Genomic DNA, 26367 nt, shown 5'->3' on the forward strand with positions numbered 1-26367 from the left:
AGGCCCTACTTAAACTTGTTGCTGGCTTGATAACGGAACTTAAGGAAGTTTTGCGCATTACTTAATATTTGGAATGCATCCTTTAGGTTACGTCGCTCGAAGTCAGACAGGTTCTCAGGCTCGATGTTGTTATCAGGCTCGATGTTGTTGTCGACATCGTGTGCTTGGTGGCGAATACGAACTAGAGAGATAAACTCCATCGCATCTTTCAAATCTTGAGCTCGGCCTTTTGGCAGAATACCTGCGTCGATAATGTCATCTAAACGTTCGAATGAGTTCTTAGAGCGAGAGCCAACCGCCAACGAGTGAACACGAATCAAATCGGCCAGAGGCGCAGTACCACGACGCTTAAGGTTGATTGAGTTGTTGTGACGGCCATCTTTCTCCATCACGAAATCTTTGAAGAAACCGAGCGGCGGTGTGCGGTTGAGTGCGTTACGTGCAAGACACGCCAAGAAGCGGTTGTTCTTGCGTGCGCGTCGAACAATAAAGCTGTTCAATTGCTCAGCCCATTTCAGACGACCATAAACGCCATCTAAGTCGAAGAAGATTGAAGCATTCAACAGTGCTTTCGGGTTTGGATCATCAATCCAATCGGCAAAGCACTCTTCCCACTGGCGACGAGTCATACGCCACGTTGGGTTAGTCGCCATGATGTCGCCAGTACAGTACACATAGCCACATTGGTCTAAGCCATCACAAATGAAGGTCGATAGCTCTTCAAAGTATTTACCGTGTTTTTTCTCGTCGTAAGTATCATCAAGAATAATGGCGTTATCTTGGTCAGTAACGAGCAGCTGCTCATCACGCCCCATCGAGCCAAGTGCGAGGAAACAGTAAGGAATAGGCGCCTTACCCAATTTCTCTTCACCCAGTTCGATAATACGTTGCTTAAAGCTACGGCCAATTACCGACATTGCAGTACCCACCATGTGGGCGTTGGCGTCTTCGTTAACTAAGCGTACAAAGCTGTCTTTTACTTGCTCAGAAAGCACCTTTAGATCTTCAATGCTTTGTTGCTGGAAGATACTACTTACAAGCAACAGCGAGTTTTGAGATTCGTAACGGACAATATCAGTCGCTTCGATAATACCGATAGGCTTCTTATCTTTAAGCACAGGTAAGTGGTGCACGTTGTAGCGAAGCATGGTCATCATGGCTTCATATACATAGGCGTTGTGATCGAGTGAGATAACCTCGGGTGTCATCACGCTGGACACTTCATCCGATGGATCGAGACCTTCGGCGAGAACACGCGTACATAAATCTCGGTCGGTGATGATGCCGATCACGGGTGTTGAGTCATCTTCATCATCTTCAACGATATCTGGATCGATAATCAGTAGGGACGAGACGTTGTCTTCTGCCATCATGGTCGCGGCTTGTTGAATGGTGCGCGTTTTTTCGATCATTGGCGCTTCGCTGGTGAGCAGCGTTTTTACCTTTGATGTGGTCAGGTCGTTAGCGTCGTTGCTGTCTGAATTGGCTTGGCGCAGTCGCGCATTATCTTCTACTTCGACAAAGTCGGCGAATGAATCGTAGTTGTCGTAAAGCTCTTGGAAGATAGGTTCAGGAATGCAGTAGAGCAGGGTGTCTTCAGTCGCTTTGACTGGGAAACGCACCTTGTTGTTGGTCAGTAGGCCCATTTGACCAAAAAGATGGCCTTCATCAAGGCGGTTATACAGTTCACCTTTACGACGATAGACTTCGACTTCGCCGCTTCGAACCATATAAAGATCATGAATTTGGTCACCAAAGTGAATGATAGGGGTATCTTGGCGGTAATAAGAAATTTCCACGCTACTGGTCACTTTCGCCAACATCTCTTCAGGGAGTTCTGTGAAAGGGGGGTATTGTGCCAGAAAGTTTTGAATCTCTAATAACTCAGCATCCATAATGATCATCCATTGGTTTGTATGATTTCATGGTACAACATTTGATAATATTTTGCCGTCACAAATCAATCTGTGAGCTAAAACCTTTTTAAAGTCTTATGGATAGACTAACCTTTCAATTAATGGAGTGACAGTTTAAGGATGATAGGAATGTCGAAGTGGAAGCTTAGTTTTGTCTCTGCGGTTTTAGCGTTTTCTCCAAGTTTGTGGGCGGACACTAACGCGGTGGATATTCTTGATTATGACCACGTTTATGCCACAGCGCATTCGGGCAGTTTAAATGAAGATGCAGGCAGTAATAACAATGCCTCGTCGTATGGATTAGGCGTCAGTTACGCGATGACGGATGATTGGTTGTTGCTGGGCGACTACAGTGCACGCTTCATTCACCCTGACGACACCACGACTCGAATTGATACACTTATGCCGGGTGTTGGTTACCGTTACAGCATCAAGAAAGATTTAGATATAGTGGCTTACTACCTGCTTGGTATCACTAAAGGTAAGGTTGAAGATAATGACACCAACCGAACTGAATCTTCAGATACTGAGGTCATCCAAGGGGTAAAAGCTGAGCTTAACTATGGTTTTGCGAAACGTTGGATTGCCAACGGTAGTGTGCAAGTGAATCGAAGTGATCTGTTTGATGAAGAGATTTATCACTTAGGTTTACGTTATCTCGTGACCAACAAGTTTGCGATTGGTGGCTCATACCAACATCGAGATGGTGAAGGTAAGATTCGTAGCGAACGAACCAATGAGCTGGGCGTGGAGTTTTTCTTAGAGTATTAACTTACAAAGTATCTAAAACTGAAAGTCGAGATACAAAAAAGCCAGCTTAATCGCTGGCTTTTGCATATCTATCGGTCTGTAAGTGCAGGTTTCTGGTCTGCAAATACAGGTTTCACTTTACGATTAAAGAACCGCAGCGATACCTTTACATAGAGGACCCATGTTTGACTTAGTCATACCAGCAACACTGATACGGCCAGAACCAACAATGTAGATTGCGAATTCGTCTTTTAGGCGAGTTACTTGCTCTTTGCTTAGACCAGAGAAAGAGAACATGCCGTTTTGACGTTCGATGAATGTGAAGTCTGCATCAACACCTTCTGATTTTAGTGTTGTTACGAATAGCTCGCGCATCTCTTGGATACGGTCACGCATTTCTGCTACTTCTGCTTCCCATTCAGCACGTAGATCAGCATCACCAAGGATGTGAGTAACGACAGCGCTACCGTGCGCTGGTGGGTTAGAGTAGATAGAGCGGATAATGCTCTTAACTTGAGAGAACGCTGTTGTTGCTACGTCTGCAGATTCCGCAACCAGTGTGAATGCACCAACACGCTCGTTGTACAAGCCGAAGTTCTTAGAGAATGAGCTAGCAACAAGGATTTCTTTGTTGTATTTAGCAAAAACACGTAGGCCAGCAGCATCTTCTTCAACGCCTTTCGCAAAACCTTGGTAAGCAAAGTCGAATAGAGGAAGTAGTTTCTTTTCAGCAACCAGCTTAGCCAGTACTTCCCACTCTTCAGCCGTTGGGTCGATACCTGTTGGGTTATGACAGCAGCCGTGAAGAAGTACGATGTCGCCTGCAGAAGCTTTCTCTAGGTCAGCAAACATGCCTGCGAAGTCTTTATCTTTTGTTTCAGCGTTGTAGTAGCTGTATTGAGCCGTCTCGATACCCGCAGCAGCGAAAACGCCGTTGTGGTTAGCCCAAGTTGGGTTACTTATCCAGATTTTTACGTCACCCAGTTGGCGCTTGATGAATTCACCCGCTACGCGAAGTGCACCTGTACCACCTGGCGCTTGTGCTGTTTTAGCACGTTGAGACGTTACGATCTCTGCGTCTGAACCGAAAAGCAGTTTTTGAACCGCTAGACCGTATTCAGCGGTACCTTCAATCGTTAGGTAAGATTTGGTTTTTTCGTTTTCAAGAAGTGCAGCTTCTGCTTTCTTTACTGTTTTAAGTACAGGCGTTTGACCATCTTCATTTTTGTAGATGCCAACACCAAGGTTGATTTTCTCTGCACGAGAGTCTTTTTTAAACTCTTCAGTAAGGCCGAGGATAGGATCGGCGGGAGCAGCTAACACTTTTTCAAACATAATCTTCATCCATGTCAATTGAGAGGGGATAGTATCTATGGGTAGTTATACCTGTATGGAATTTTTAAGACAATACGAAGTGAACAGAAAGGCTAAAAAAAATCCATTTCAATCAGATTTATTGACTAAAGAGGGTATTTGATAACAAAACACCCTACGGATTAACCTATAGGGTGCAAGAAGTTAGTGGTTTTTGAATAGATTATGCGGGCTGAGCTACAAGGCTTTCGCATTCGAGTTCACTAGCGATATTTTTGCCATCTTTGTAGGTTGCTGCGATCGAAATAAACGCTTGTTCAACCGCTAGAAATGCGTCGACAACTTGCGGATCAAAATGCGTCCCATTGCCTTCTAAAATGATCTGTTTAGCTTGCTCATGAGTAAAGGCTGGTTTATAGACTCGCTTCGAAATGAGAGCATCATAAACATCGGCCAATGCCATTAAACGGCCAGATAACGGGATATCTTCACCAGACAACTGATTGGGATAACCACTGCCATTCCATTTCTCGTGGTGAGTCAGAGATATCTCCTTTGCAACTCTTAAGAAAGAGCTACTTCCCAACTGCTTTTCTGCAATAGATAACGCTTCAGCACCAATCGCGGGGTGACCTTTCATTATCTCAAACTCTTCGTCCGTCAATTTACCCGGTTTCAATAACACGCTATCAGGCACACCCACTTTGCCTACGTCGTGCAAAGGCGCAGATTTGTAGAGCAACTCGATGTAGTTTGGTGTTAACAAGCTTGAGTGGATTTCTGATTTGCTGAGTTCTTGTGCGAGCACCTTAACGTATTCTTGAGTTCTAAGGATGTGTGCGCCCGTTTCATTGTCTCTCGATTCGGCCAGCGCAGATAGGCTAACAATCGCAACGTCACGTGTGGTTTTAACTTCGTTTTGCGCGGTTTCGAGGCTATCAAGCATAGTGTTGGTCATTGAGGCCATTGAACCAAGCTCGTTGTAGCCGAAAATAGGTAAGCGAACGCCTTGCTCGCCATTGGTCACCTTGTTCAAGGCACACTCTTGGCTTAGGAGAATGCGCTTAATTAGTTTGCTCCAAAGCGTCATGATGGCTATCGCATATCCACCCAGCACCACCGCCAAATAAATAAACTCTTTGATCACGCTGATCTTCCCTGTGCCATCCAATAAGCGATCTGGGTTATGTTCTAGCCAAAAGATGTCCTTGACGGCAATCATAGTTAGCATGGTGGTTAGTGTTACCAGAAGCACGATAACTAAACCAATCATTTGCTTGACCAGCGAACTCCTTTCACCAACCAGTTGGAAGTCAAATTGTCCAGTCGTCTCCATTTTATCCATTTGGCTGAGCTTAGCGTTCAATTGGAGAATGCTTCCGGTAAAGAAGCCGAATAGACTCATGCCAAACAACACCTTCAAATTGCTATCTATAGTGAATTCGTAGCTTAAGTTGTAGTAGAGCGCGAACGGGATACTTGCGGCAAAAAATAGAAGGGTATCAAGCTGCGCGAATCGACCTTGTTTAACTAATGTATGTTGCGCTAATAAATAACGACGCGCGATCCATAATAAGGCAAACACAATACTGACTTGTGTGAAAATCTCTAACGTCGTTAAGCTCTCGAGCATAGGGCATACCCGGCTGCCGTAGGTGCCAAACAGTACGCCAGCAATGACGTATAACTTAGTCGTTAGCGATTGATTGTAATTTGAAGTATCCATCGAAAAGCCTTTGTTCTCATTCTTATTAGATTCACGACTTTAGAATTACGAATGATTAGTATAACTGACGTGAATAAGACCGGAAATTCTATCGATAGCTTTCGTGGATTGATACAAGAAACTGGTTTGTGTTAGAGATTTGTTAGCTAGGTGAGGGTTATTAACGCATTTTTATGAAGATACTTGAATAGCCTCGGTCGAGGTTCGAGGCTATTCAGTCGGTATATTTGACTCAAGTCGCGAGTGATTGAGTTCGCGACCTACTTTAAATCAAATTACTTTTTCAGATTGATTTCAGCTTCAATAGAGCCTGTTTCAATCTCAGGATGAGATGCTAGTTTGTCTGCAGCCCATTGGTTGATGTGTTTCAGAATAGCAGACACTGCGTGTTTTTCTGTTGGTGCTTGGTCTTGTTCTACATCGATCTTTTGCTTTGGATGTGAGCCTGTCGCATCTTCAGCAATATGGAGCCAATCTGGGTGCCAGTAATATGGCTGGCCGCTCGGTGTTGTCCAACTGTGAACACCGTTTGACTCTCCTTTATAACTTAATTGGTCTGCTTCTATTTTTTTCATTGTTATCTCGCATGTTTTTGGGTTACATCAAATTATTGAGGTAGAAAGCCAACTTAGCTCCTACCTTGGGTACAAACTTAGCAAAGCTTACAAAGTTATCTGTGAACTAGTTCACACTATTGTGGAAATTAGGTGCGATCATATGGATAGCAGCAATAGTTGTTGGCGTAAGTGATAAAATCACCGGCTCACAGAATTTCTCTAGGTAGTACAATTAGATGGCGCGTTATGAAGAGCTTGCAAAGGATATTCGGACTCAGATAGCCAACAATACGTGGCGATCCGGAGAGAAGATCCCTTCGGTACGCATGAGTTGTCGTAATTACAACGTCAGCAATAGTACTGTCTTACAAGCCTACCAGTTGCTAGAAAGCGAAGGGTGGATCATCGCTAAACCTCAGTCGGGCTACTTTGTCGCGCCGAGACCGGACGGCGTTGATTACGTAGAGCCATTCGTTCGTGAAAAGAAAGCCATTAATGACCGCTTATTTGATTTTTTGAAGTCGAGTTCAGCCTATGGTGTGATTCCTTTCGGTTCTGCATTTCCAGATCCCGATCTTTTCCCATTACCTACCTTGACTCGAAATCTAGCCAGTGCCGGCAGGAAGATGACGGGTGCCAGTGTGATTAACAATCTGCCTCCTGGAAGTGAGTCTTTAAGAAGGCAAATCGCACAGCGTTATCTGCAGCAAGGCATTACAGTTAATCATCAAGACATCGTGATTACGTCAGGTGCAATGGAAGCGCTCAACTTGAGCCTGCAAACGGTCACTAAGCCGGGTGATAACGTAGTGATAGAATCTCCCGCATTCTATGGTGCTCTACAGGCCGTCGAAAGGCTAGGGCTTAACCCTATCGAAGTGGATGTTTGCCCAATTAATGGGTTGAATATAGAGCAGTTTGAAAACGCACTACAAAACCACAATGTCAAAGCGTGTTGGCTGATGACGACTTTTCAGAACCCGACGGGAACCAGTTTGTCGGAACAGGCGAAGCGCCGTGTGGTAGAGATTGCAGAACAACACGAAACCTACGTTATTGAAGATGACGTGTATGGCGACCTTTATTACGAAGGTCATAAACCGAAACCACTAAAGGCTTTCGATAAGACCGATTCTGTTTTGCTGTGTGGGTCGTATTCAAAAAGCTTATGTCCGGGCTATCGAGTAGGTTGGGTTGTGAACACGCGTTTTAACGATGCGATTCAAAAATTGCAGCTTCTTTCTACGTTATCGAGTAGCGCTCCCGTTCAACTTGGTGTCGCCCATTTCTTAACGCATGAAAGCTACGACAATCACCTTCGTAAACTACGTAAAAACCTGTTAGTCAGGAAAGAGCGATTTATAGACGTCATTAAGCAGTACTTCCCGCATTCAATCGAGATTGAAGAACCAGCTGGTGGCTACTTTATATGGATTCGTTTCTCTGAAAAATTCGACAGCCAACAATTTCATCAACTGGCTATTGAGCAAGGTATTAGCGTCGCATCTGGCGATCTGTTCAGTGAGCAGGGCAGAGTGGATAACGCGATACGATTGAACTTCTCTTATGAATTGACAGAAGAGAAAGAACAAGCGCTTATCTTGCTTGGTAAACTTGCACATCAACTCACGAACTCGTAAAACCTTAAGTCCCTCATAAAAAAGACAATCATTCCAACTGTACGGGTTGTTTGTGGCGTAACTGTACGCCTAATTGACCAGAGAGTTATGGTTCAATAACGGTAGACCAAATATTGGAGATACCGTTATGTTGAAAATGACTATGGGAAATGAAGTTAAGTTGATTATCGTCGCGATTGTGTGTGCGCTTCTGCTTATTCTCGGCCACGTACTGCTAGCAAAAGCGTTCGCTGATATGGCATGGGCGGAATACACCACTGCGGCTATCCCGTTCGTTATGATGGCAATCTGCGGTCTCGCAATAAAATACGCTATAGACCAAGATGTTGATTAGTTTTTGAATAACTAGTCTCTGATGGTGATAAGCAGAAGCAGAAGCAGAAGCAGAAGCAGAAGCAGCCGTCGCCTTGTTTTATTCAGAACATAAAAAAACCTCCGCAATTGCGGAGGTTTTATTTGTTCTTAACTTATAAATCGAATAGGTTTTCGAATTAGAAGTTTGCAGAGCGTGGCGTACGTGGGAATGGAATCACGTCACGAACGTTGCCCATACCTGTTACGTAAGATACTAGACGCTCGAAACCAAGACCAAAGCCAGCGTGCGGCACTGTACCGTATTTACGTAGGTCGCGGTACCAGCTCATGTGCTCAGGGTCGATACCCATAGCAATCATACGCTCGTCTAGAATGTCGAGACGCTCTTCACGTTGTGCACCACCGATGATTTCACCGATGCCTGGTGCAAGTACGTCCATTGCTGCAACTGTTTTGCCGTCGTCGTTTAAGCGCATGTAGAAAGCTTTGATGTCTTTCGGGTAGTTCTTAACGATAACAGGCGCTTTGAAGTGCTCTTCAGCTAGGTAACGCTCATGCTCAGAAGACATGTCGATGCCCCACTCAACGTCAAACTCAAATTTCTTACCAGAGTCTAGTAGGATTTGGATTGCGTCAGTGTAGTCAACTTGTGCGAAGTCAGCGTCAACGAATTGCTCTAGACGAGTAATTGCTTGCTTGTCGATGCGAGAAGCGAAGAACTCAAGGTCGTCGCGGCGCTCTTCAAGAACAGCAGCGAAAACGTACTTAAGCATGTCTTCAGCCAGTTTCGCTACGTCGTTAAGGTCTGCAAACGCAACTTCAGGCTCAACCATCCAGAACTCAGCTAGGTGGCGGCTTGTGTTTGAGTTTTCAGCACGGAACGTAGGACCGAACGTGTAAACCTTGCTTAGTGCACAAGCGTAAGCTTCAGCATTAAGTTGGCCAGATACTGTTAGGAACGTCTCTTTACCGAAGAAATCTTCGTTGAAGTCTACGTCGCCTTTTTCAGTGCGTGGTAGGTTTTCCATGTCTAGCGTAGAAACACGGAACATTTCACCAGCGCCTTCTGCATCAGATGCAGTGATAAGCGGAGCAGAAGTCCAGAAGAAGCCTTGCTCGTGGTAGAAACGGTGAATCGCTTGAGATAGACAGTTACGTACACGTGCTACTGCGCCAATCACGTTTGTACGTGGACGTAGGTGAGCAACTTCACGAAGGTATTCGATAGAGTGACGTGTCTTAGCCATTGGGTAAGTGTCAGCATCTTCAACCCAACCCACAACTTTAACGTCAGTTGCTGCTAGTTCGAAGTCTTGACCTTTCGCAGGAGACTCAACAATCTTACCTGTTACTTCAACAGAGCAGCCAGTTGTTAGCTTTAATACTTCGTTTTCGTAATTATTAAGATTATTAGGAACCACGGCCTGAATCGGGTCGAAACAAGAGCCGTCATAAATGGCAAGGAAAGAGATTCCAGCTTTGGAATCACGACGTGAACGGATCCAGCCGCGAACAGTTACTTCACTGTCTACCGCTAGCTTGCCGCCAAGTACGTCTGTTACAGGCGCGTAAGTCATGTTGATTTCATTCTCCATTGAGGGACAAATTCAACTCAAAGTCTCTGGCATTGCTGCAAATAAACATACATTTGCACAATAATTAGCCGAAACATTAAGTTGTATAAACTTTTTAAATCGATTGAACATATTACCTGTCATACCGACAGCTTCAACCTTTATTCTTGCTTGGTGAAAGAAATATTGTGTCTACTGACCATAAATACGTTTGAGGGTGTGTTTTTTGTTCGATCTTAGCGTGCGCCTTACGTTCCGCCTAATGTGAATCGTCGAATGAACAAGGCGTAATCGAAACCTTTGTTTCCAATAATTGGAGTGTGATTGTGTTGAAACTCGCTCTATATTGGCGCGGATTCAGTCATATTGGACTTAATCACCTTCTTAATTTCCCACTAAAGCAACAAGAGGAGTTTAATATCTACGTGTTAATTACGCCGCCTTAACCCCTGCATTCTCTCTACACCCGCACTTTTCGAGCGCTCGCTCATTCAAGAAAAACAGTCGATCAGATTATGTCTCAACAAGGCAGGACTGGCTGTACAAGTAAAAGAGAATTACATGCTTAATTATTTAAAAAAACACTGGTTATCAAACGTCAAAGGAGATTCATTATCTGGGGTTGTGGTTGCACTCGCCTTGATCCCTGAAGCCATCGCATTTTCAATTATTGCAGGCGTTGACCCTAAAGTAGGGCTATATGCTTCGTTCTGTATTTGTGTCGTAACCGCTTTGGTTGGCAGTCGCCCAGGAATGATTTCCGGAGCAACAGGCGCAATGGCGTTGTTAATGGTCACCTTAGTGAGAGAGCACGGATTGGAGTACTTGCTTGCTGCTTCATTTCTTGCAGGCGTTATTCAAATCGCGGCGGGATATCTCAAGCTCGGTAACCTGATGAACTTTGTTTCCAAATCGGTGATTACTGGATTTGTTAACGCGCTCGCCATCCTAATCTTCATGGCCCAGCTCCCTGAATTGGTCAGCGTCCCTTCGAGCGTTTATGTATTAGTCGCTTTGGGTTTGGCGATCATTTATCTGCTTCCTTATTTCCCCAAGTTTGGTCGTGCAATACCTTCTCCATTAGTCGCGATTGTTGCCCTGACAGTCATTAGTTTGTTGTTCGGATTAGATGTGAGAACGATTGGCGATATGGGTAAGCTTCCTGATTCACTGCCTGTCTTTTTAATTCCCAATATTCCATTAACGTTTGAGACGCTTGCAACCATCCTGCCATATTCGATTGCTCTATCTCTGGTTGGCTTGTTGGAATCCTTGATGACAGCGACAATAGTGGATGACCTGACCGATACTGAAAGCAATAAAAACAATGAGTGTAAAGGGCAGGGCGTTGCGAACATCGTGGCTTCCCTTTTTGGTGGCATGGCGGGTTGTGCGATGATCGGTCAGTCGATCATTAACATCAAATCAGGTGGCTTAACCCGATTATCCAGCATGATTGCCGGGGTTGTTTTGTTATTAATGGTGGTGTTTGTTTCTGATTGGTTGAAGCTGATACCGATGGCAGCTTTAGTGTCTGTGATGATCATGGTTTCTATCGGCACATTCTCGTGGCGTTCTATTGTTGAGCTTAAAGACCACACACTTCCAACTAATGTAACCATGTTAGCGACCGTGGTGGCGGTGGTGTTTACTCATAACTTAGCGATTGGGGTGGCGGTTGGCGTGGTGTTATCGGCTCTGTTTTATGCACATGCCAGCAAATCCATGGTGTTTATATCCGATGAAGTCGTGACCAACGAAATGCACACCATTCACCGAGTGAAAGGCCATGTCTTCTTTGCTTCGTCTGATGCGTTTGTCGACCTATTTGATTATGACAACGCGACCTCTTTAGTGACCATCGATATATCGGATGCGTCATTCTTAGATAATACCTCGGTTGAAGCGCTTGATAAGGTCGTGTTCAAGTTCCGTAAAAAAGGGGCTTATGTTGAAGTGTCAGGAATGGATAGCGTGAGTGCGAATCTGATAGTCAAACACGCGATGTATCACAAGCATAAAGACTTAACCGCGGTTTCTATTACGCACTAATCTTGGTTTAAGGTACTTTGAAAGCCTGAACTAGACATTGTTATGAAGTTAAAGCGCTCATTGTTGAGCGCTTTTTTGTTGGCGATTGAAAGTCTATTTATAAGTTGTTCTATTAAAAGAGAATAGACGATCTATGACTTCTTCTTTGTACTCGACAAAGTAAACTGATTAATCAGTGACTCAAGGTGATCAGATAGCTCTTCTAAGTCATTGCTGATGTCGCGAGTTTCAACAGCAGATTGCGATGTGTTGTCGGCGTGAGAGGTGATGGTTTCAACCTTTTGTTGAACATCTTGAGTCGCTTGTGTGGTGGATTGCGTTTGCTGCTGAATATTCTGTGCGTGAGCTAGCACCTGTTTCATCTCTTCAACCACCCCATTCATTTCTATTGAAAGTGCGTCGATGTCGTTGGAGCTTTGATGGGCTTGTTCGCAAACGCGATCGGTCGAAGTCAGAGACTCTTCACTGCCTTGCTGGAATTGATGAATGATTGACTCAATGCTGCCTGTTGCTTCGGCGGTTCTTGATGCTAGGTGACGAACTTCATCAGCAACTACTGCAAATCCTCGACCTTGTTCTCCGGCGCGAGCCGCTTCAATCGCTGCATTTAATGCAAGAAGGTTGGTTTGGTCGGCAATGCCACGAATCACACTCAATATTGAAGAGACCTCTCCGGTTTGCTCATTGAGTGTCAGTATCTTGTGCTTCACTTCTTCTATACTGCTGACTAGGTTCTTTATCTCACTGCTTGCGTCGTGTGCTTGGTTGGCACTCTTACACGCTACATCGGCGGTGTGATTGATGAGTTCTGAAGCGGTTAAAGTGGCTTGTTCTACATTGACTTGTTGCGCCTGTATCCCTTCGACATTGTGTTGCACTTCTGCGGTTTCGCTTTGCTGGTCGCTGGCGGCTTGCTCGGTAATTTGCGCGACGCTAGTCAGTTGGTTGGCAGACGCATTCAGTTTGCGCGAAGTATTCTGTACCTTTTCTAAGCTGTCAGATACGGTGCCCATGAACGAGTTGATGGAGTTAGCCAGCGTGCCAATTTCATCCTTACTTTGTTCAGGCAGGCGAGTGGACAGGTTTTTATCGCTGCTGACTTGGGTCATGAAGCGAGAAGTCTGTTGAAGAGGGCGCACGATAATCTTGCGAATTAATCCCATCGTAAGAACAAATCCGGCAAACGAGATCACCGTCATAATGCCAATAGCGGCCATGGTTTGAGTGTTGATCAGCGAGTTGACATGACTAAGGTTGTATTCAAGGCGAATTGCCCCCAATACTTCGCCTTCTGGTGCCATATGACAGGCGACGCAATTGGTACCCCGGTAATCTTCACTCGACTTCATGGGTAGAGCAATAACCAAGCCTTTACCCCAATCGGCAGCAAAGGGTTCGATAACCGTTTCACCTGCTAGCGCTCGCTTGTCGATATCATCAACAGGTATTTGATTGTCATTACCGGGACCGTATAACTTGCTTACAGCGTCAGCGCGCAAAACACGAACGTCTTCAATGCCTTCTTGTGCTAACGCTTTTTGACGCAGGGTCTCTTTTTGCGCCATTGTGCCAGTCAGCATCATCATATTAAGGCTATCGAAATAGTTACTTGCCTTATCATGAAGCTGTTCACTCAATACAGAGTTAACAAGTTGTTTTTGCTGCGAATATTGAAAGTAGGTCGATATTGCTAGCAAAAAAGTGAACACAATAGCGAGGGCCACTAGAATTTTGAAGGTTATAGTTGAGCGCATAAGGTATTAATTTTTTATTTTTTAATGACGCGCATACTGTACGTGTAAGAGTCACTACCACCTATGGGGTATGGCGAATTGTGTGACCATACTCCGGTTGTGGTTATGTTTCTGTGATGTAGCAAGTTTGTGTTATGTCTTATGTCAAAATATAACGTTGAGTTGTGAATTTGATTCTAGTTAGAGGAGAGAGTCTCGGGTTCCATGGGCTAGATGTATTTATCAGCTTGTCTTTTATCAATGAAAATTATTGTATTAGAAGGTTTGGTGGTCAACTTATATCCAGATAGCTATTTTGTTCAATTTAATAGCAAAAAGTGTGGTTATAGCGTTGTGTTTCGAGTCTCATTCGATAAGATGAGAAGATCTCTAATGCTAGAGGTAGGGCAGCAACGGATACGCTGCTTCAAATACTATGGAATGTGAATCAATTATTGGACACATACATGAAATTCAAGATTACATCGCCGATTATTGAACCTACGGAAGGTTCACCACATCAGTTAACGCTTACTCACGCTTCTCGTTTTACCTCTCTTAAGACAAGCTCCCCTTTGAACGCCCTGTTCGACAACGTCTCTGCACGCTTCTTTACCGCTTATCGCTCCTATTGTTATTCGTTTTATAACTTTATTTCTATCTGAATTCCTTTGTCATCCACTTGATGCACGAAGACTCACACCTATAAAAACTAAACAAATAAGTTAAAAATAATGAATATTAAAATGATGGGTAGCTCCCTAATTATCGCTGGTACCGCTCTCGGTGCTGGTATGCTCGCGATCCCAATGGTATTAGCTCAATTTGGATTGCTTTATGGCACACTGCTGATGGTACTGATCTGCTTCGGTACGACTTACGCAGCATTATTACTTCTAGAAGCGACCATCAAAGCGGGTGGCGGTCTAGGATTAAACTCTATTGCCCGAAAAACCTTGGGTAAACAAGGCCAGTTGCTTACCAACGGTTTGCTATACGCGTTATTAATTTGTCTATTAATGGCTTACATTCTGGGCGCAGGTGACTTGCTGAGTAAGTTACTGTCTAACTTTGGCGTCGAAATTACCGCTACTACCAGCCAAATAGTGTTTACCTTGCTTGCTGGCGCTGTAGTCGCAAGTGGTACTGGTGTGATTGATAAACTCAACCGCGCATTGTTCTTCGTGATGCTTGCAAGTTTGTTTGCAACCATGGCGTTCTTGGCACCGAGCATGACTCAAGAAAACTTGATGCAGGTAACCAGCCATGACCACGTTGATTTAATCAAAACCAGTGCAATCCTGTTTACAAGCTTTGGCTTTATGGTTGTGATTCCAACTTTAGTTTCTTACAACCACGAAGCGACAGACAAACAGCTGCGTAACATGGTGATCGTCGGTTCTCTGATCCCATTAGTGTGTTACTTGTGCTGGTTGTTTGCGGTAGTGGGTAACTTGAGTGAAGAGCAATTCAGAAGCTTTAAGAACGTATCCGATTTGATGGCGGCGTTTGAGGCTCAATCTCCTTGGGTGGGTAACGTTCTGTCTACCTTCACTGGGTTGGCGTTGTTGACCTCTTTCTTTGGTGTGGCGATGGCGTTGTTCAACCAGAACAAAGACATGTTCAACCAAAATACTGCAGTAACGTACTGTATTAGCTTTATCTTACCGTTGGCAGGTTCATTGCTTGCTGCAGACAAGTTCCTACAAGTGTTGAACTACGCAGGTATCATCTTAGTGTTCTTAGCTGTGTTCGTTCCTCTGGTGATGGTTCACAAGCAACGCTTTATGAAAGTAGCAGAAGATAGATACAGCGCGGAAGGTGGCAAGCCGATGATGCTTTTCTCATTGTTGTTTGGTTGCTTCCTGCTTATCTCGCAAGTGATTTAATAAAACAATTTGGTTGGGTGAATAAATCAGTCAACCAATTTCAGTTACAAAAAAAGGAACGCATCGGCGTTCCTTTTTTATTATCGGTTTATTAATTCAGAGTGATTAACAAACAACCTTAACAGCCAAACCACCTTGAGATGTCTCACGGTATTTAGCGTTCATGTCTTTACCTGTTTCTAGCATCGTTTCGATAACTTTATCTAGAGAAACAGTAGGAGCAGAAGAACGACGAAGTGCCATACGAGTCGAGTTAATTGCTTTAACTGCTGCAATACCGTTACGCTCGATACATGGTACTTGTACTTGGCCAGCAACTGGGTCACACGTTAGACCTAGGTTGTGCTCCATGCCGATTTCTGCAGCCATACATACTTGCTCAGGGCTACCACCCATAAGCTCAGCAAGACCAGCAGCAGCCATAGAACATGCCACACCAACTTCACCCTGACAGCCAACTTCAGCACCAGAGATAGAAGCGTTACGCTTGTAAAGACCACCGATCGCGCCAGAAGCAGCGAAGTAACGGATGTAATCTTTCTCTGTCACTGTTTGGATGAACTTATCGTAGTAAGCCAATACCGCAGGGATGATGCCACATGCGCCGTTTGTTGGTGCCGTTACTACACGACCGCCAGCTGCGTTTTCTTCATTTACTGCGAAAGCAAACATGTTTACCCAGTCAACAACCGACATTGGGTCGTTAGTTGTTTTTTCTGAAGTCATTAGCTGTTGGCGAAGTGCTGCTGCACGACGAGGTACACGCAGTGGACCAGGCAGGATACCTTCAGTATTCATACCGCGATCCATACACTCACGCATCGTTTTCCAGATGTTAGCGAAGTAAGTGCGAGACTCTTCGTCTGAGTGGAATGCTGCTTGGTTTTTCATAACCAGTGTACTGATAGAAAGACCGCTTTCTTTACACTGATTAACCAGCTCTTCAGCTGTAGTGAATTCGTAAGGTGCTTTGATTGGGTTTTCTTCTTCTTTGCCGAAGTTCTCTTCGTCAACGATAAAACCGCCACCAATTGAGTAGTACGTTTTTGAGTATGCAACTTCGTCACCAACCCATGCATGGATGCTCATGCCGTTCTCGTGTAGAGAAAGGTTGCTAGTGTGGAAGTTCATACCGCCATCACGTGGGAACGATACTGTATGACAGTGCATGCCAACAGGAAGGCGCTCAGTTTCTTCTACGCGAGCAATGAAGCCTGCAATAGAATCGATATCAACACGCTCAGGAGTATTGCCAGCAAGACCCATGATGATTGCGATATCTGTGTGGTGACCTTTCCCTGTCAGTGATAGTGATCCATATACGTCCACGGTGATTTTAGTGATGTCGCGCAATTTTCCCATTGAACGTAGGTCATCAATAAACTCTTTACCCGCTTTCATTGGTCCAACTGTGTGTGAGCTCGATGGACCAACACCGATTTTATAGATATCAAATACACTAATCATAGCGATTACCTCAAAAAGAGAGCCTCCCAAGGGGAGTAGGGAGGCTCATTTATTATCATTATATTTTTTGTTTAATCTCGCGATATAAGATGGATGTCATCTTATAAAAAGGGCTTGAGATTAAAGAGCGCCGTAGATTACAGAACTAATAGCCGCTAGACCACATAAAGCTGTAAAGATTTGTACAGGTGCTGAAGTTTTGTACTTAGCCATTGCTGGTACTTTGTTCATTGCGAATACAGGCATTAGGAACAGGATAGCTGCAATCATTGGAGCACCCATTGTTTCAATCATACCTAGGATGCTTGGGTTAACTACCGCAACAATCCAAGTTGTAACAACGATGAACGCTAGAGAAGCTTTCTCAATCTTAGAGATTGAAGAACCAGAGCGAGACTTGATTAGACCAACAAGACCTTCGTGAGCACCTAGGAAGTGACCGAAGTAGCTTGAAGTAATCGCTGCGAACGCTACTAGAGGACCCATGTAAGAGATAAGTGGAGACTCATGTACGTTAGCTAGGTAAGAAAGAACAGAGATGTTCTGTGCTTGTGCTGTTGCTAGTTGCTCTGGAGATAGAGAAAGCACTACAGAGAATACGAAGAACATTACAAAGCCCATAAGCATCATTGCTGCGCCGCCAGTGATTTGGTCAGTTTTCTTAACTGCGTCTTCACCGTATACACGACGTTGCTCTTTCGAGAACTGTGAAATGATTGGGCTGTGGTTGAAAGAGAACACGATGATTGGAATAGCAAGCCAGATAATAGAAGGCATTGTTGACCATTCTGGGCTTACGTCCATCATTGAAGTGTTCCAATCAGGAACTAGGTAGAAAGATAGCGCTAGTAGGATGAATACTAGTGGGTAAACCATTGCTGACGTTGCTTTAAGCATCAGCTCTTTACCGAATACAACACCTGCTGTCATAGCAAGGATAAGTGCACCAGAAAGAAGAGGACGTGGAATAGATTCCATACCCATTTGGTTTACTAGGAAAGAATCAACCGTATTTGTGATACCAACACCGTAGATAAGAACGATCGGGTAGATAGCGAAGAAGTAAGCAAAAGTAATAATGTTTGCGCCAGTCTTACCGAAGTGCTCTTCAACTGTGTCTGTAATATCAGCTTCAGGGTTTTTAGCAGACAGTACGAAACGAGCTAGAGATTTGTGTGCGAACCAAGTCATTGGTGCCGCGATTAAAGCTAGGATAACTAATGGCCAAAAACCACCCGCACCAGCTTTGATTGGAAGGAATAGTACGCCAGCACCAACTGCTGTACCGAATAGTGATAAACACCAGGTAAAATCTTTATAGTTAAACTTGCTTGAATCTTTAACGGCATTTGCCGAAGAAGTTGTTGTGTTCATGTTAAATTACTCATTTTTTGGGAACAGGAAATAAGTCGGGGCTAATTCTGCAGAATTTTCTTCTACAAAAAATAGATCTAAATCATGTAATGAAACGGCGTGTCACATGATATGCGAAAAACGGATTTTTGATCACGAAAATAGCGTGCCACAGGTGATTTATGTTTATGCTTGGTATTAGTTTTTTTTATGCGAAAGGGCGGGTTGTATAGATCTATAGCAAGTAAACGTTTGCGTAAAATTGCATTAATAATTCTGTTCCATACAAAGCTTGCGATTTGTTAACAGAGATTAAACAAAACGTAGTTGCTATGTAATTTGTTGCACTACATGCTGCTGCAGCGATTGGATAATTTGCGCCGTAACGCCCCAAATTAGGTGCTCTTGGAAGGGCATCGCAAAAACACGATGCTTGATTTGTTTGAAGTTAATAGTGTGGCTGTGTAGCTTGGCTTGGTCTAAAACATAGGTGGCTGGCACCTCAAAAATAGAGGCAACTTCATTCTCATCGATGATGGCTTCATAGTCAGGATCGACCAGAGCAACAATCGGTGTCACAGAAAATTTACTAATAGTACTCAAAGCGGGTAATTGCCCAACAATTTTAACTTGATCCGATCGAATTCCTACCTCTTCATGGAGCTCTCTAAGTGCAGTAAATTGCATAGAAGGGTCAGAGAGTTCATGTTTACCGCCAGGAAAACTGACTTGGCCAGGATGATGCTTTAAATGAGCGGCTCTTTTAGTAAAAATGACATGTAAACCATCTTCTCTTTCAACTAAACCTACCACCACTGCCGCTTTACGTAATTGATCGCCACTGATATGCGAAACACGCTCTACTGACTCTGGGTGATAGCCAACGGTAGGGTTTAGTTGGAATTGTTGAAGGAAGTTTTCTTTATTCATATCAAGCCAATATATTGATTATTATGATTTTAAGTATAGACATAACCGTGGGCTGATTACCAATTTTGAGTGTGTCTTCATTTACTTACCTTTAGTTTAGCTATTAACTAGGCGTAATTAAGGGCCACGTTGTGACTGACATCCTTAAAATGCCGGTTTTTGCTATATTCAATATGTACGCATCTGCGAGTAAGCGTTACCCATGTCATAAAATTGGGTTACGAAGCGTAGATTTTGTGTTTAAGAATTTGATAACAATGACTTAGTGAACCATTCTGTAGTTGACCCGATCTAGTGGACACCTTTAATAGTAATTGGAGGTGTTTATGCCAGCTTATAAATCAGGTAAAAAAACTCAACAATATCTTACGGAATTTAAGGTAACTGCTGTCCGACTTTCGCTTCGAGAAGGAGCTACAGTTAAAAGCGTGGCGCTATCATTAGATATCCACCCTTATATGCTCTCTAAATGGCGAAAGGACTATAGAGAAGGGGTTATTATGGAAGATAAACGTAAGAAAAGGACTCAGATCCCGAGCCAGAAAACTGAGTCTAGTCGGATTGCAGAGCTCGAACGTCAGAATGAACAACTTAAGCTCGAGAATGACTTGCTAAAAAAGTGGCAACGATTCGTTGCCCAAGAAAATCGACAAAATTCCGATTCATAGCCCATTACAAAACGCGTTATTCCATTGTATTGATGTGCCGTTTTCTATCTGTTTCTAAGTCGGGTTACTACGCATGGCTTGATAGAGAACCAAGCCGCTACGATCAAGAAGAGCAGGCTTTGAAGAAGCGTATAATTAAAGTGTTTACCCAGAGTCGAGAGACTTACGGCAGCCCACGAGTTCATGCAGAACTGAGGCGCCAAGGCGTTTTGGTTAGCCGCAAGCGTGTGGCTCGGATCATGAGAGAGCAAGGGCTAAGAGCACGAAGTTATCGCATTTACATGAAAATGGCCAAGCTACATCGGTTCTATCAATCGATTAAGAATATTAAAAAAGACACACCAAAACCAACGGCAGTTAATCAACAATGGTCTGGAGATCTAACGTATATAAAGCAAGGTAAACGTTGGATGTATCTAGCCGTCGTTATCGACCTTTACTCACGTAAAATCGTCGGTTGGTCGCTTGGTAGTAAGAAGAGTACACAGCTAACGATGAGTTCGTTGAGAATGGCCATTAGAAATCGAAAGCCACAAGAGCGCTTATTGTTTCATACCGACAGAGGCTCTGAATATCGAGCCCATGAAGTTCAAGCTTTATTATCAAAAAATGGAATTGTCCCAAGTATGAACCGTCCAGGTCATTGCACCGATAATGCGGAGGTGGAGTCATTCTTCCATACGCTCAAAGGCGACATAATTAGGAAAAATAGTTTTAAAAGTGAGAAGCAGCTTAGAGATAAACTTGCCGGTTATATCCAGCATTTTTATAACCGTTATAGACTGCACTCAAGTCTCGGATATCGAACCCCACATGAGTATGAAGTCGTGACGGGTTAAAGAGAATAGGGTGTCCATTTTATCGGGTGAAGATCATTCTAAAAAGAAATAGAAGAAAAGGTATGAGATGAAAGGAATCATATTCACCGAATTTTTAGAGCTTGTTGAAGACAAGTTTGGGTTAGAGCTTTTGGAAGAAGTTCTAGAGATGTCAGAAGATGAAGGGATCTACACATCTGTCGGAAGTTACGACCACAAAGATCTGGTTAAACTCATCATTAATCTGAGCAAAAAAACCGATATAGATGCAGCAAGCTTGCAACGCGTTTTCGGGCAGTCCGTATTTAAGAACTTATTAGCCTCATTGCCGAATAAAGCGAGCCTTGCTCACAGCAATACCACCTTTCAATTTATTCAGCACGTAGAGCGCTACATTCACGTTGAAGTGAAGAAGCTTTATCCAGATGCTGAGCCACCTGAATTCAGTTTTATCACCACGACCGAAGCACAACTTGTTTTTGACTACAAAAGCGCAAGATGTATGTCTCATGTTTGTTTAGGGCTTATCGAAGGGTGCGCTGAATACCACGGTGAATCTATTGCGGTGGAGATGACGCCACAAAATGATGACCAGAGCGTGGTTAGGTTTAATCTCAAAGTAGAAAAGTGATATGGATCCGGCCTCAGCCCTAGAGAAAAAACTTAAACGCCAAATTGCTGCGCGAAAAGCAGCAGAAGCTTTGTTGGAACAAAAGAGCCTTGAACTTTTTGAGGCCAACCAACAACTCGAGCTTGCACTGCGTCAGTTAGAGAAGCGTTCCAATGCAAACATACGTCGCATTGAATTCCAAGAACAAATCGACAACCTGTTGATTGATTTCGGACGCGCTTTTCTGAGTAATGATCTTGATGACGTCATGTTGTCACAATTGACGACAAGTGTGACCAACAGTTATCTGATTGAAGCCAGTCGTTTGATTTTGCCTCCCAAGCTGCTCCCTCAATTACACACTTATGACTATGGTGACGAAACCGTCGAGGTGATAGAGCAAGATATTCAAGAGCCTCATTGGCAAGGCAACCACCTTACCGTGCCATTAGAGGTTGAAAAGGTCATAGTCGGCGCGTTAATTGTGAAGGTCAGGGTATTAGACCAAGATTTCGAATTCATCCAAAGCCAACTGTTGTTAGTTACCGACCTTATTTGTAGTGCCTTAACCCACCAGCTTGCTATCAATCGAAACATTGAATCACGTAAACGAGCAGAAGAATCTGAAAGAGCAACGCGTGACTTTGTCGCAATGATCAACCATGAATTAAGAACCCCGCTTAATGGCCTACTAGGTAGTGCCGAATTGATTAGCGATACCGAACTGAATAGCTCTCAACGTGAAATAGTGAACAACTTAAGTCAATCTGGAGAGTTTCTCAGAACCATCATTAATGACCTATTGGATTACAGTAAAATCAACGCGGGAATGTTGGAGTTAATACCGAAGAAGTTCGCGCTTCATGATTTGAGAAATACTATCGATAGTATCTTTACCAATCGAGCACTTGAAAAGCAGCTTAAGTTTGATGTTGATGTAGACAAAGGTGTACCGAGCCATTTCTATGGTGACTTAGAGCGTATTACTCAACTGTTCGTAAACTTGATTGGAAACGCCATCAAGTTCACGGATAAAGGACATGTGAGCGTTGAGATTAAATGGTTGAGAGACCAATTTATTTTTTCCGTAGAGGACACTGGAGTTGGGATCGCTCAATCCTCTCATAAGACACTGTTTGAACCTTTTACTCAGGCGGATAATTCAAGTAGCCGAAACTACGAAGGGACAGGGCTTGGTCTCGCCATCTGTCGTAAGCTAGTAGGTTTGATGCACGGTGATATTAGCGTGACCAGTGTTGTTGGCTCAGGCACGACTTTTACCATCTCGATTCCTCTTCAAGTTGTCGATGTGCCAGCAGAGAATGACAGTGTCACTAAAGGCTTTGAGTCAGAGGCGGAATTGTCACTGCTTAAAGTGCTGGTGGTTGATGATATTAAGATGAACCAGATCATCATCCAGCAAATGCTACGCAAATACGAGATAGAGCCTGCTATTGCCACTAATGGAATCGAAGGGCTAGAGCTTGCTTCTGACAACGAATACGACATTGTGTTCATGGATTGCAGAATGCCCGTTATGGACGGCTTTGAAGCGACAGAGAAGCTAAGAAAGAAAGGGTATTCTAAGTCTATAGTTGCTCTCACTGCCGGAACGACGCTTGAAGAGCGGGAACGCTGTATTCAGTGTGGAATGGATGACATTTTGAGTAAGCCTTACACCGCCAATGATCTTAAAGAGATGCTTAAGAAGTGGGGTGTCTCTGCGGTGAAGGTTGCGTAAACGGGCCAATAAAGCGTTGTGAGTTATGTACTCTAGTTTAAAGACAAAAAACCGAAGTGATCTTGCGATCCTTCGGTTTCTTCTTATATAGAGCTTTTGCTGGCCGTTAAGCTGCGGAACTCGTCATTAAGTCGCGGAACTAGCAGTTAATGACACTAGGTTTAGCAATCTTCAAGTACCGGTAGAATTCGACTTAGCTTATCCAGTGTTTCTTGGTATTCAGAAGCACAATCACTATCAAATACTACACCACCGCCAGCCCATGCATAAAGCGTGTTGTTCTCTGCGACCAAGGTACGAATGGTAATGCTGGTGTCCATTCTGCCATTTCGGCTGATGTAACCAATACTGCCGCAGTACGCTGAACGTCGATGTGGTTCTAACTCTTCAATGATCTGCATGGCGCGAACTTTTGGTGCGCCAGTAATCGAACCGCCAGGGAAACACGCTCTCAGGAGGTCCGTCGCAGAATATTGGTCATCAAGGTCTGCTCGTATCGTGCTTACCAAGTGGTGCACGGCAGGGAAGCTTTCGATATCGAACAACTTTGGTACATGAACTGTCCCTGGCTTTGCTACTCGGCCAATGTCATTACGAAGTAGGTCGACAATCATTAGGTTTTCCGCCTGATCTTTATCGGCGCTTGCTAGGTCCTGCGCGTTAGCATCATCAATCACGTGGTCGTCAGAACGCGGGCGTGTGCCTTTGATTGGCTTGGTTTCAATTACGTTGTCTTTGAGTTCTAAGAAACGTTCTGGCGAAACACTGATGATTGCGCAGTTGGCCAAACGGATAAAGCCAGAAAAGGGCGCTGAGTTGTACTGCTCTAACTTGTCATAAGCCAACCATTCACTGCCTTGGTATTGGGCATTGAAGCGCTGAGCCAAATTAATCTGATAACAGTCACCGGATAACAGATATTCTTGAACACTATCGAACTTGGTGGCGTAGCTCTCTTCGCTCATATTGGATTGCCATGGTGTGGTTAATCCAAAGGCTGCGTGTGTTGGCTTTGATTGAACCAATTGCTGCATCAGCCAATCATGATGTTGTTCGATATTATTGCCGACAATACAAGCTGTCTTTAATTGATGGTCAATCACTACAGCCCATTCATACAAGCCAACCGCCATGTCTGGTGCTTCAATATCGCGCTTTGCGCGTGAAGGCAGAGTCTCGACTCTGCGGCCTAAATCATAACTAAAGTAGCCTAAAGCGCCGCCAATGAATGGCAACTCAGCATGCTCTTTAGTCACAGGCAATAATTGTTGCTGATATTGGTCGAGTAGCTCGAAAGGATCAGAGTCTGAAACCTCGCACGTCTCATTAACATTAACGGTCGTTTTTGCACCGATTGTCTCGAAGGTGGCGATGGGTTGAGCAACTAAAATATCGTATCGACTATCAACGTGGCTTTCTGAAGCGGAGCGTAATAGCATTGCCCACGGCAGATTTTCAACATGGGAAAACAGCTGTTTAGCTAAAGTTGATTGATATTCAAGCGGCTTGATTTGGATAGAGCGAAATTCGTTGTTATTCATTTGTTTAATTTGTGACAAAGAGTTCGATCACTGCATGGCGTGTGAGAGGAAGCAAGAGTATCATAAATTGAAAATAAAATGGGTTCTTGATTAATCCAAGTGGTTTAGTTTAAAGCTATGCAAGCGATTGCTAAAGCAACTAAATACAGCTCAACACAATAAAAAGCTAAACCACCTAATTCGATTTGGCATATATAGCCAAACTGTGAACCCACATGGAACCAGAACAATAAAGAGGCATGCAATGACGGTTATTCGTAAGCAAGATGTGATCAGCAGTGTCGCTGACGCACTTCAGTACATTTCTTATTATCACCCTTTAGACTTTGTCCAAGCCCTAGAAAAAGCGTACGAGAAAGAAGAGAGCCAAGCAGCTAAAGATGCGATCGCTCAGATTCTTATCAACTCGCGTATGTCTGCGGAAGGCCATCGTCCAATTTGTCAGGATACGGGTATTGTTACTTGTTTCGTGAACATCGGTATGGATGTTAGGTGGGAAACGGATCAAACAGTACAACAGATGGTTGATGAAGGCGTTCGTCAAGCTTACAACAACCCAGATAACCCATTGCGTGCATCTGTCCTAATGGACCCTGCAGGTAAGCGTATTAATACCAAAGACAACACACCAGCGGTTGTTCACATTAATATGGTTCCGGGCAACAAAGTTGAAATCCAAATCGCAGCGAAAGGCGGCGGTTCTGAGAACAAAACTAAGATGGTTATGCTGAACCCTTCTGACGATATTGCAGAGTGGGTAGAGAAGACCTTACCGACCATGGGTGCGGGCTGGTGTCCACCGGGCATGCTAGGCATAGGTATTGGCGGTACGGCAGAGAAAGCAGCAGTACTAGCAAAAGAATCTCTGATGGAGCACATCGATATTCAAGAGCTTATCGACAAAGGTCCAGAGAACGCTGAAGAAGAGCTTCGTTTAGATATCTTCAACCGTGTAAACAAACTGGGTATTGGCGCACAAGGTCTTGGCGGTCTAACAACTGTGGTTGACGTGAAAATCAAAACAGCGCCAACGCACGCAGCCTCTAAGCCTGTCTGCTTGATCCCGAACTGTGCAGCAACACGTCACGTACATTTCACATTAGACGGCAGCGGCCCTGCAGAGCTAACACCACCTAAGTTAGAAGAGTGGCCAGATATTACTTGGGAAGCAGGTGCAAATACTCGCCGTGTTAACCTTGATGAAATTACTAAAGAAGACGTTCAAGAGTGGAAGACCGGCGAAACGGTTCTTCTATCAGGTAAGATCTTAACCGGTCGTGATGCAGCGCATAAGCGTATTCAAGGCATGCTTGAAAGTGGTGAAGGTTTACCAGAAGGTGTCGACCTGAAAGGTAAGTTCATTTACTACGTAGGCCCTGTTGATGCAGTAGGCGATGAAGCGGTAGGTCCTGCTGGCCCAACAACGTCTACTCGTATGGATAAGTTCACCGACATGATGTTAGAAGAAACCGGCATTATGGGCATGATTGGTAAAGCAGAGCGCGGCCCTGCAACGGTTGAGTCAATCAAACAACATAAATCGGTTTACCTGATGGCGGTTGGTGGTGCAGCTTATTTAGTGGCTAAAGCAATTAAAAAAGCACGTGTGGTTGCGTTTGAAGATCTCGGTATGGAAGCGATCTACGAGTTTGAAGTTGAAGACATGCCGGTAACGGTTGCTGTTGACTCGAACGGCGTGAACGCGCACCAGATCGGCCCTGACACGTGGAAAGTGAAAATTGCTGAAGCTGAAAAAGCATAATTTACCGAAGT

Annotated in this window: 20 protein-coding genes; 10 read left to right on the plus strand and 10 right to left on the minus strand. The window is 44.1% G+C overall.

Annotated elements, in window-relative coordinates:
* Window positions 1–5 precede the first annotated feature (5 nt).
* Window positions 6–1895 (minus strand): DUF294 nucleotidyltransferase-like domain-containing protein, encoded by a 1890-nt coding sequence (locus BCU34_RS04565; protein WP_048658410.1) that lies wholly within the window; start codon window positions 1893–1895, stop codon window positions 6–8.
* A gap of 150 nt (window positions 1896–2045) precedes the next feature.
* Here BCU34_RS04565 and BCU34_RS04570 point away from each other — a divergent pair, with 150 nt between their 5' ends.
* A complete protein-coding gene (locus BCU34_RS04570; protein WP_102478827.1) occupies window positions 2046–2687 on the plus strand; it encodes an outer membrane beta-barrel protein in 642 nt (213 codons plus the stop codon).
* A 123-nt stretch (window positions 2688–2810) separates the two neighbouring features.
* Here BCU34_RS04570 and BCU34_RS04575 read toward each other — a convergent pair whose 3' ends face one another.
* The 3 genes from BCU34_RS04575 to BCU34_RS04585 all read right to left on the minus strand — a co-directional run bounded on the left by BCU34_RS04575 (window position 2811) and on the right by BCU34_RS04585 (window position 6281).
* A complete protein-coding gene (locus BCU34_RS04575; RefSeq protein WP_102478828.1) occupies window positions 2811–4001 on the minus strand; it encodes an amino acid aminotransferase in 1191 nt (396 codons plus the stop codon).
* Window positions 4002–4203: 202 nt separating this feature from the next.
* A complete protein-coding gene (locus BCU34_RS04580) occupies window positions 4204–5706 on the minus strand; it encodes an HD-GYP domain-containing protein (RefSeq protein WP_102478829.1) in 1503 nt (500 codons plus the stop codon).
* Window positions 5707–5981: 275 nt separating this feature from the next.
* Window positions 5982–6281, minus strand: coding sequence for a hypothetical protein (locus tag BCU34_RS04585; protein WP_017060414.1), 300 nt, complete (start codon window positions 6279–6281; stop codon window positions 5982–5984).
* A gap of 218 nt (window positions 6282–6499) precedes the next feature.
* On the opposite strand from BCU34_RS04585, the gene BCU34_RS04590 reads away from it, so the two are divergent.
* Both BCU34_RS04590 and BCU34_RS04595 read left to right on the plus strand, forming a co-directional pair.
* Window positions 6500–7903: a PLP-dependent aminotransferase family protein gene (locus tag BCU34_RS04590; RefSeq protein ID WP_102478830.1), complete on the plus strand. Its 1404-nt coding sequence runs from the start codon at window positions 6500–6502 to the stop codon at window positions 7901–7903.
* A 127-nt stretch (window positions 7904–8030) separates the two neighbouring features.
* Window positions 8031–8237, plus strand: coding sequence for a hypothetical protein (locus BCU34_RS04595; RefSeq protein ID WP_004734707.1), 207 nt, complete (start codon window positions 8031–8033; stop codon window positions 8235–8237).
* 157 nt (window positions 8238–8394) lie between these two features.
* Here BCU34_RS04595 and asnS read toward each other — a convergent pair whose 3' ends face one another.
* Window positions 8395–9795 (minus strand): asparagine--tRNA ligase, encoded by a 1401-nt coding sequence (gene asnS, locus BCU34_RS04600; RefSeq protein ID WP_017060416.1) that lies wholly within the window; start codon window positions 9793–9795, stop codon window positions 8395–8397.
* Window positions 9796–10353: 558 nt separating this feature from the next.
* Here asnS and BCU34_RS04605 point away from each other — a divergent pair.
* Window positions 10354–11844, plus strand: coding sequence for a SulP family inorganic anion transporter (locus BCU34_RS04605; protein ID WP_102478831.1), 1491 nt, complete (start codon window positions 10354–10356; stop codon window positions 11842–11844).
* 131 nt (window positions 11845–11975) lie between these two features.
* Here the strand turns inward: BCU34_RS04605 and BCU34_RS04610 are convergent, their stop codons facing one another.
* Window positions 11976–13598 (minus strand): methyl-accepting chemotaxis protein, encoded by a 1623-nt coding sequence (locus BCU34_RS04610; protein ID WP_102478832.1) that lies wholly within the window; start codon window positions 13596–13598, stop codon window positions 11976–11978.
* 446 nt (window positions 13599–14044) lie between these two features.
* On the opposite strand from BCU34_RS04610, the gene BCU34_RS04615 reads away from it, so the two are divergent.
* Entirely contained in the window at window positions 14045–14242 is a 198-nt protein-coding gene (locus tag BCU34_RS04615; RefSeq protein WP_123923953.1) for a hypothetical protein, read from the plus strand.
* An 81-nt stretch (window positions 14243–14323) separates the two neighbouring features.
* Entirely contained in the window at window positions 14324–15466 is a 1143-nt protein-coding gene (locus BCU34_RS04620) for an amino acid permease (RefSeq protein WP_102432745.1), read from the plus strand.
* A gap of 105 nt (window positions 15467–15571) precedes the next feature.
* On the opposite strand, the gene BCU34_RS04625 is transcribed toward BCU34_RS04620, so the two are convergent.
* The 3 genes from BCU34_RS04625 to BCU34_RS04635 form a co-directional block, all read right to left on the minus strand.
* Entirely contained in the window at window positions 15572–16933 is a 1362-nt protein-coding gene (locus BCU34_RS04625; RefSeq protein WP_017060420.1) for an L-serine ammonia-lyase, read from the minus strand.
* Window positions 16934–17053: 120 nt separating this feature from the next.
* Complete coding sequence (locus tag BCU34_RS04630) at window positions 17054–18307, minus strand: aromatic amino acid transport family protein (RefSeq protein WP_048658418.1); 1254 nt, start codon at window positions 18305–18307, stop codon at window positions 17054–17056.
* A gap of 309 nt (window positions 18308–18616) precedes the next feature.
* A complete protein-coding gene (locus tag BCU34_RS04635) occupies window positions 18617–19216 on the minus strand; it encodes a CoA pyrophosphatase (protein ID WP_102478833.1) in 600 nt (199 codons plus the stop codon).
* A 326-nt stretch (window positions 19217–19542) separates the two neighbouring features.
* Between BCU34_RS04635 and BCU34_RS04640 the strand changes: the two genes are divergently transcribed.
* From BCU34_RS04640 to BCU34_RS04650, 3 genes are all read left to right on the plus strand, one after another.
* Window positions 19543–20723, plus strand: a protein-coding gene (locus BCU34_RS04640) for an IS3-like element ISVisp1 family transposase (RefSeq protein WP_102479999.1) whose coding sequence is annotated in 2 segments (ribosomal slippage) — window positions 19543–19828 and window positions 19828–20723 — 1182 coding nt in all. Because the reading frame shifts where the segments join, the coding sequence is not laid out codon by codon here.
* A gap of 67 nt (window positions 20724–20790) precedes the next feature.
* Window positions 20791–21333, plus strand: coding sequence for a heme NO-binding domain-containing protein (locus BCU34_RS04645; RefSeq protein ID WP_017065424.1), 543 nt, complete (start codon window positions 20791–20793; stop codon window positions 21331–21333).
* Window position 21334: 1 nt separating this feature from the next.
* The gene (locus tag BCU34_RS04650; RefSeq protein WP_048664806.1) at window positions 21335–23053 is read left to right on the plus strand and encodes an ATP-binding protein; all 1719 of its coding nucleotides are present in this window, start codon (window positions 21335–21337) and stop codon (window positions 23051–23053) included.
* Window positions 23054–23214: 161 nt separating this feature from the next.
* On the opposite strand, the gene pabB is transcribed toward BCU34_RS04650, so the two are convergent.
* On the minus strand, window positions 23215–24594 hold the full coding sequence (gene pabB / locus BCU34_RS04655) for an aminodeoxychorismate synthase component I (RefSeq protein ID WP_102478498.1): 1380 nt from the start codon (window positions 24592–24594) through the stop codon (window positions 23215–23217).
* Between the two features lie 244 nt (window positions 24595–24838).
* Between pabB and BCU34_RS04660 the strand changes: the two genes are divergently transcribed.
* Window positions 24839–26356 (plus strand): fumarate hydratase, encoded by a 1518-nt coding sequence (locus BCU34_RS04660; protein ID WP_009847029.1) that lies wholly within the window; start codon window positions 24839–24841, stop codon window positions 26354–26356.
* The last annotated feature ends 11 nt before the right edge of the window (window positions 26357–26367 follow it).

This window comes from Vibrio sp. 10N.286.45.E10 (assembly GCF_002874195.2).
GTDB classification, from domain to species: domain Bacteria; phylum Pseudomonadota; class Gammaproteobacteria; order Enterobacterales; family Vibrionaceae; genus Vibrio; species Vibrio crassostreae.

What these genes read in the sequence shown, in the direction of transcription:
- BCU34_RS04565 (WP_048658410.1), bottom strand. Translation starts at nt 1,895, where the DNA reads ATGGATGCTGAGTTATTAGAGATTCAAAACTTTCTGGCACAATACCCC.
- BCU34_RS04570 (WP_102478827.1), top strand. Translation starts at nt 2,046, where the DNA reads ATGTCGAAGTGGAAGCTTAGTTTTGTCTCTGCGGTTTTAGCGTTTTCT.
- BCU34_RS04575 (WP_102478828.1), bottom strand. Translation starts at nt 4,001, where the DNA reads ATGTTTGAAAAAGTGTTAGCTGCTCCCGCCGATCCTATCCTCGGCCTT.
- BCU34_RS04580 (WP_102478829.1), bottom strand. Translation starts at nt 5,706, where the DNA reads ATGGATACTTCAAATTACAATCAATCGCTAACGACTAAGTTATACGTC.
- BCU34_RS04585 (WP_017060414.1), bottom strand. Translation starts at nt 6,281, where the DNA reads ATGAAAAAAATAGAAGCAGACCAATTAAGTTATAAAGGAGAGTCAAAC.
- BCU34_RS04590 (WP_102478830.1), top strand. Translation starts at nt 6,500, where the DNA reads ATGGCGCGTTATGAAGAGCTTGCAAAGGATATTCGGACTCAGATAGCC.
- BCU34_RS04595 (WP_004734707.1), top strand. Translation starts at nt 8,031, where the DNA reads ATGTTGAAAATGACTATGGGAAATGAAGTTAAGTTGATTATCGTCGCG.
- asnS (WP_017060416.1), bottom strand. Translation starts at nt 9,795, where the DNA reads ATGACTTACGCGCCTGTAACAGACGTACTTGGCGGCAAGCTAGCGGTA.
- BCU34_RS04605 (WP_102478831.1), top strand. Translation starts at nt 10,354, where the DNA reads ATGCTTAATTATTTAAAAAAACACTGGTTATCAAACGTCAAAGGAGAT.
- BCU34_RS04610 (WP_102478832.1), bottom strand. Translation starts at nt 13,598, where the DNA reads ATGCGCTCAACTATAACCTTCAAAATTCTAGTGGCCCTCGCTATTGTG.
- BCU34_RS04615 (WP_123923953.1), top strand. Translation starts at nt 14,045, where the DNA reads ATGAAATTCAAGATTACATCGCCGATTATTGAACCTACGGAAGGTTCA.
- BCU34_RS04620 (WP_102432745.1), top strand. Translation starts at nt 14,324, where the DNA reads ATGATGGGTAGCTCCCTAATTATCGCTGGTACCGCTCTCGGTGCTGGT.
- BCU34_RS04625 (WP_017060420.1), bottom strand. Translation starts at nt 16,933, where the DNA reads ATGATTAGTGTATTTGATATCTATAAAATCGGTGTTGGTCCATCGAGC.
- BCU34_RS04630 (WP_048658418.1), bottom strand. Translation starts at nt 18,307, where the DNA reads ATGAACACAACAACTTCTTCGGCAAATGCCGTTAAAGATTCAAGCAAG.
- BCU34_RS04635 (WP_102478833.1), bottom strand. Translation starts at nt 19,216, where the DNA reads ATGAATAAAGAAAACTTCCTTCAACAATTCCAACTAAACCCTACCGTT.
- BCU34_RS04645 (WP_017065424.1), top strand. Translation starts at nt 20,791, where the DNA reads ATGAAAGGAATCATATTCACCGAATTTTTAGAGCTTGTTGAAGACAAG.
- BCU34_RS04650 (WP_048664806.1), top strand. Translation starts at nt 21,335, where the DNA reads ATGGATCCGGCCTCAGCCCTAGAGAAAAAACTTAAACGCCAAATTGCT.
- pabB (WP_102478498.1), bottom strand. Translation starts at nt 24,594, where the DNA reads ATGAATAACAACGAATTTCGCTCTATCCAAATCAAGCCGCTTGAATAT.
- BCU34_RS04660 (WP_009847029.1), top strand. Translation starts at nt 24,839, where the DNA reads ATGACGGTTATTCGTAAGCAAGATGTGATCAGCAGTGTCGCTGACGCA.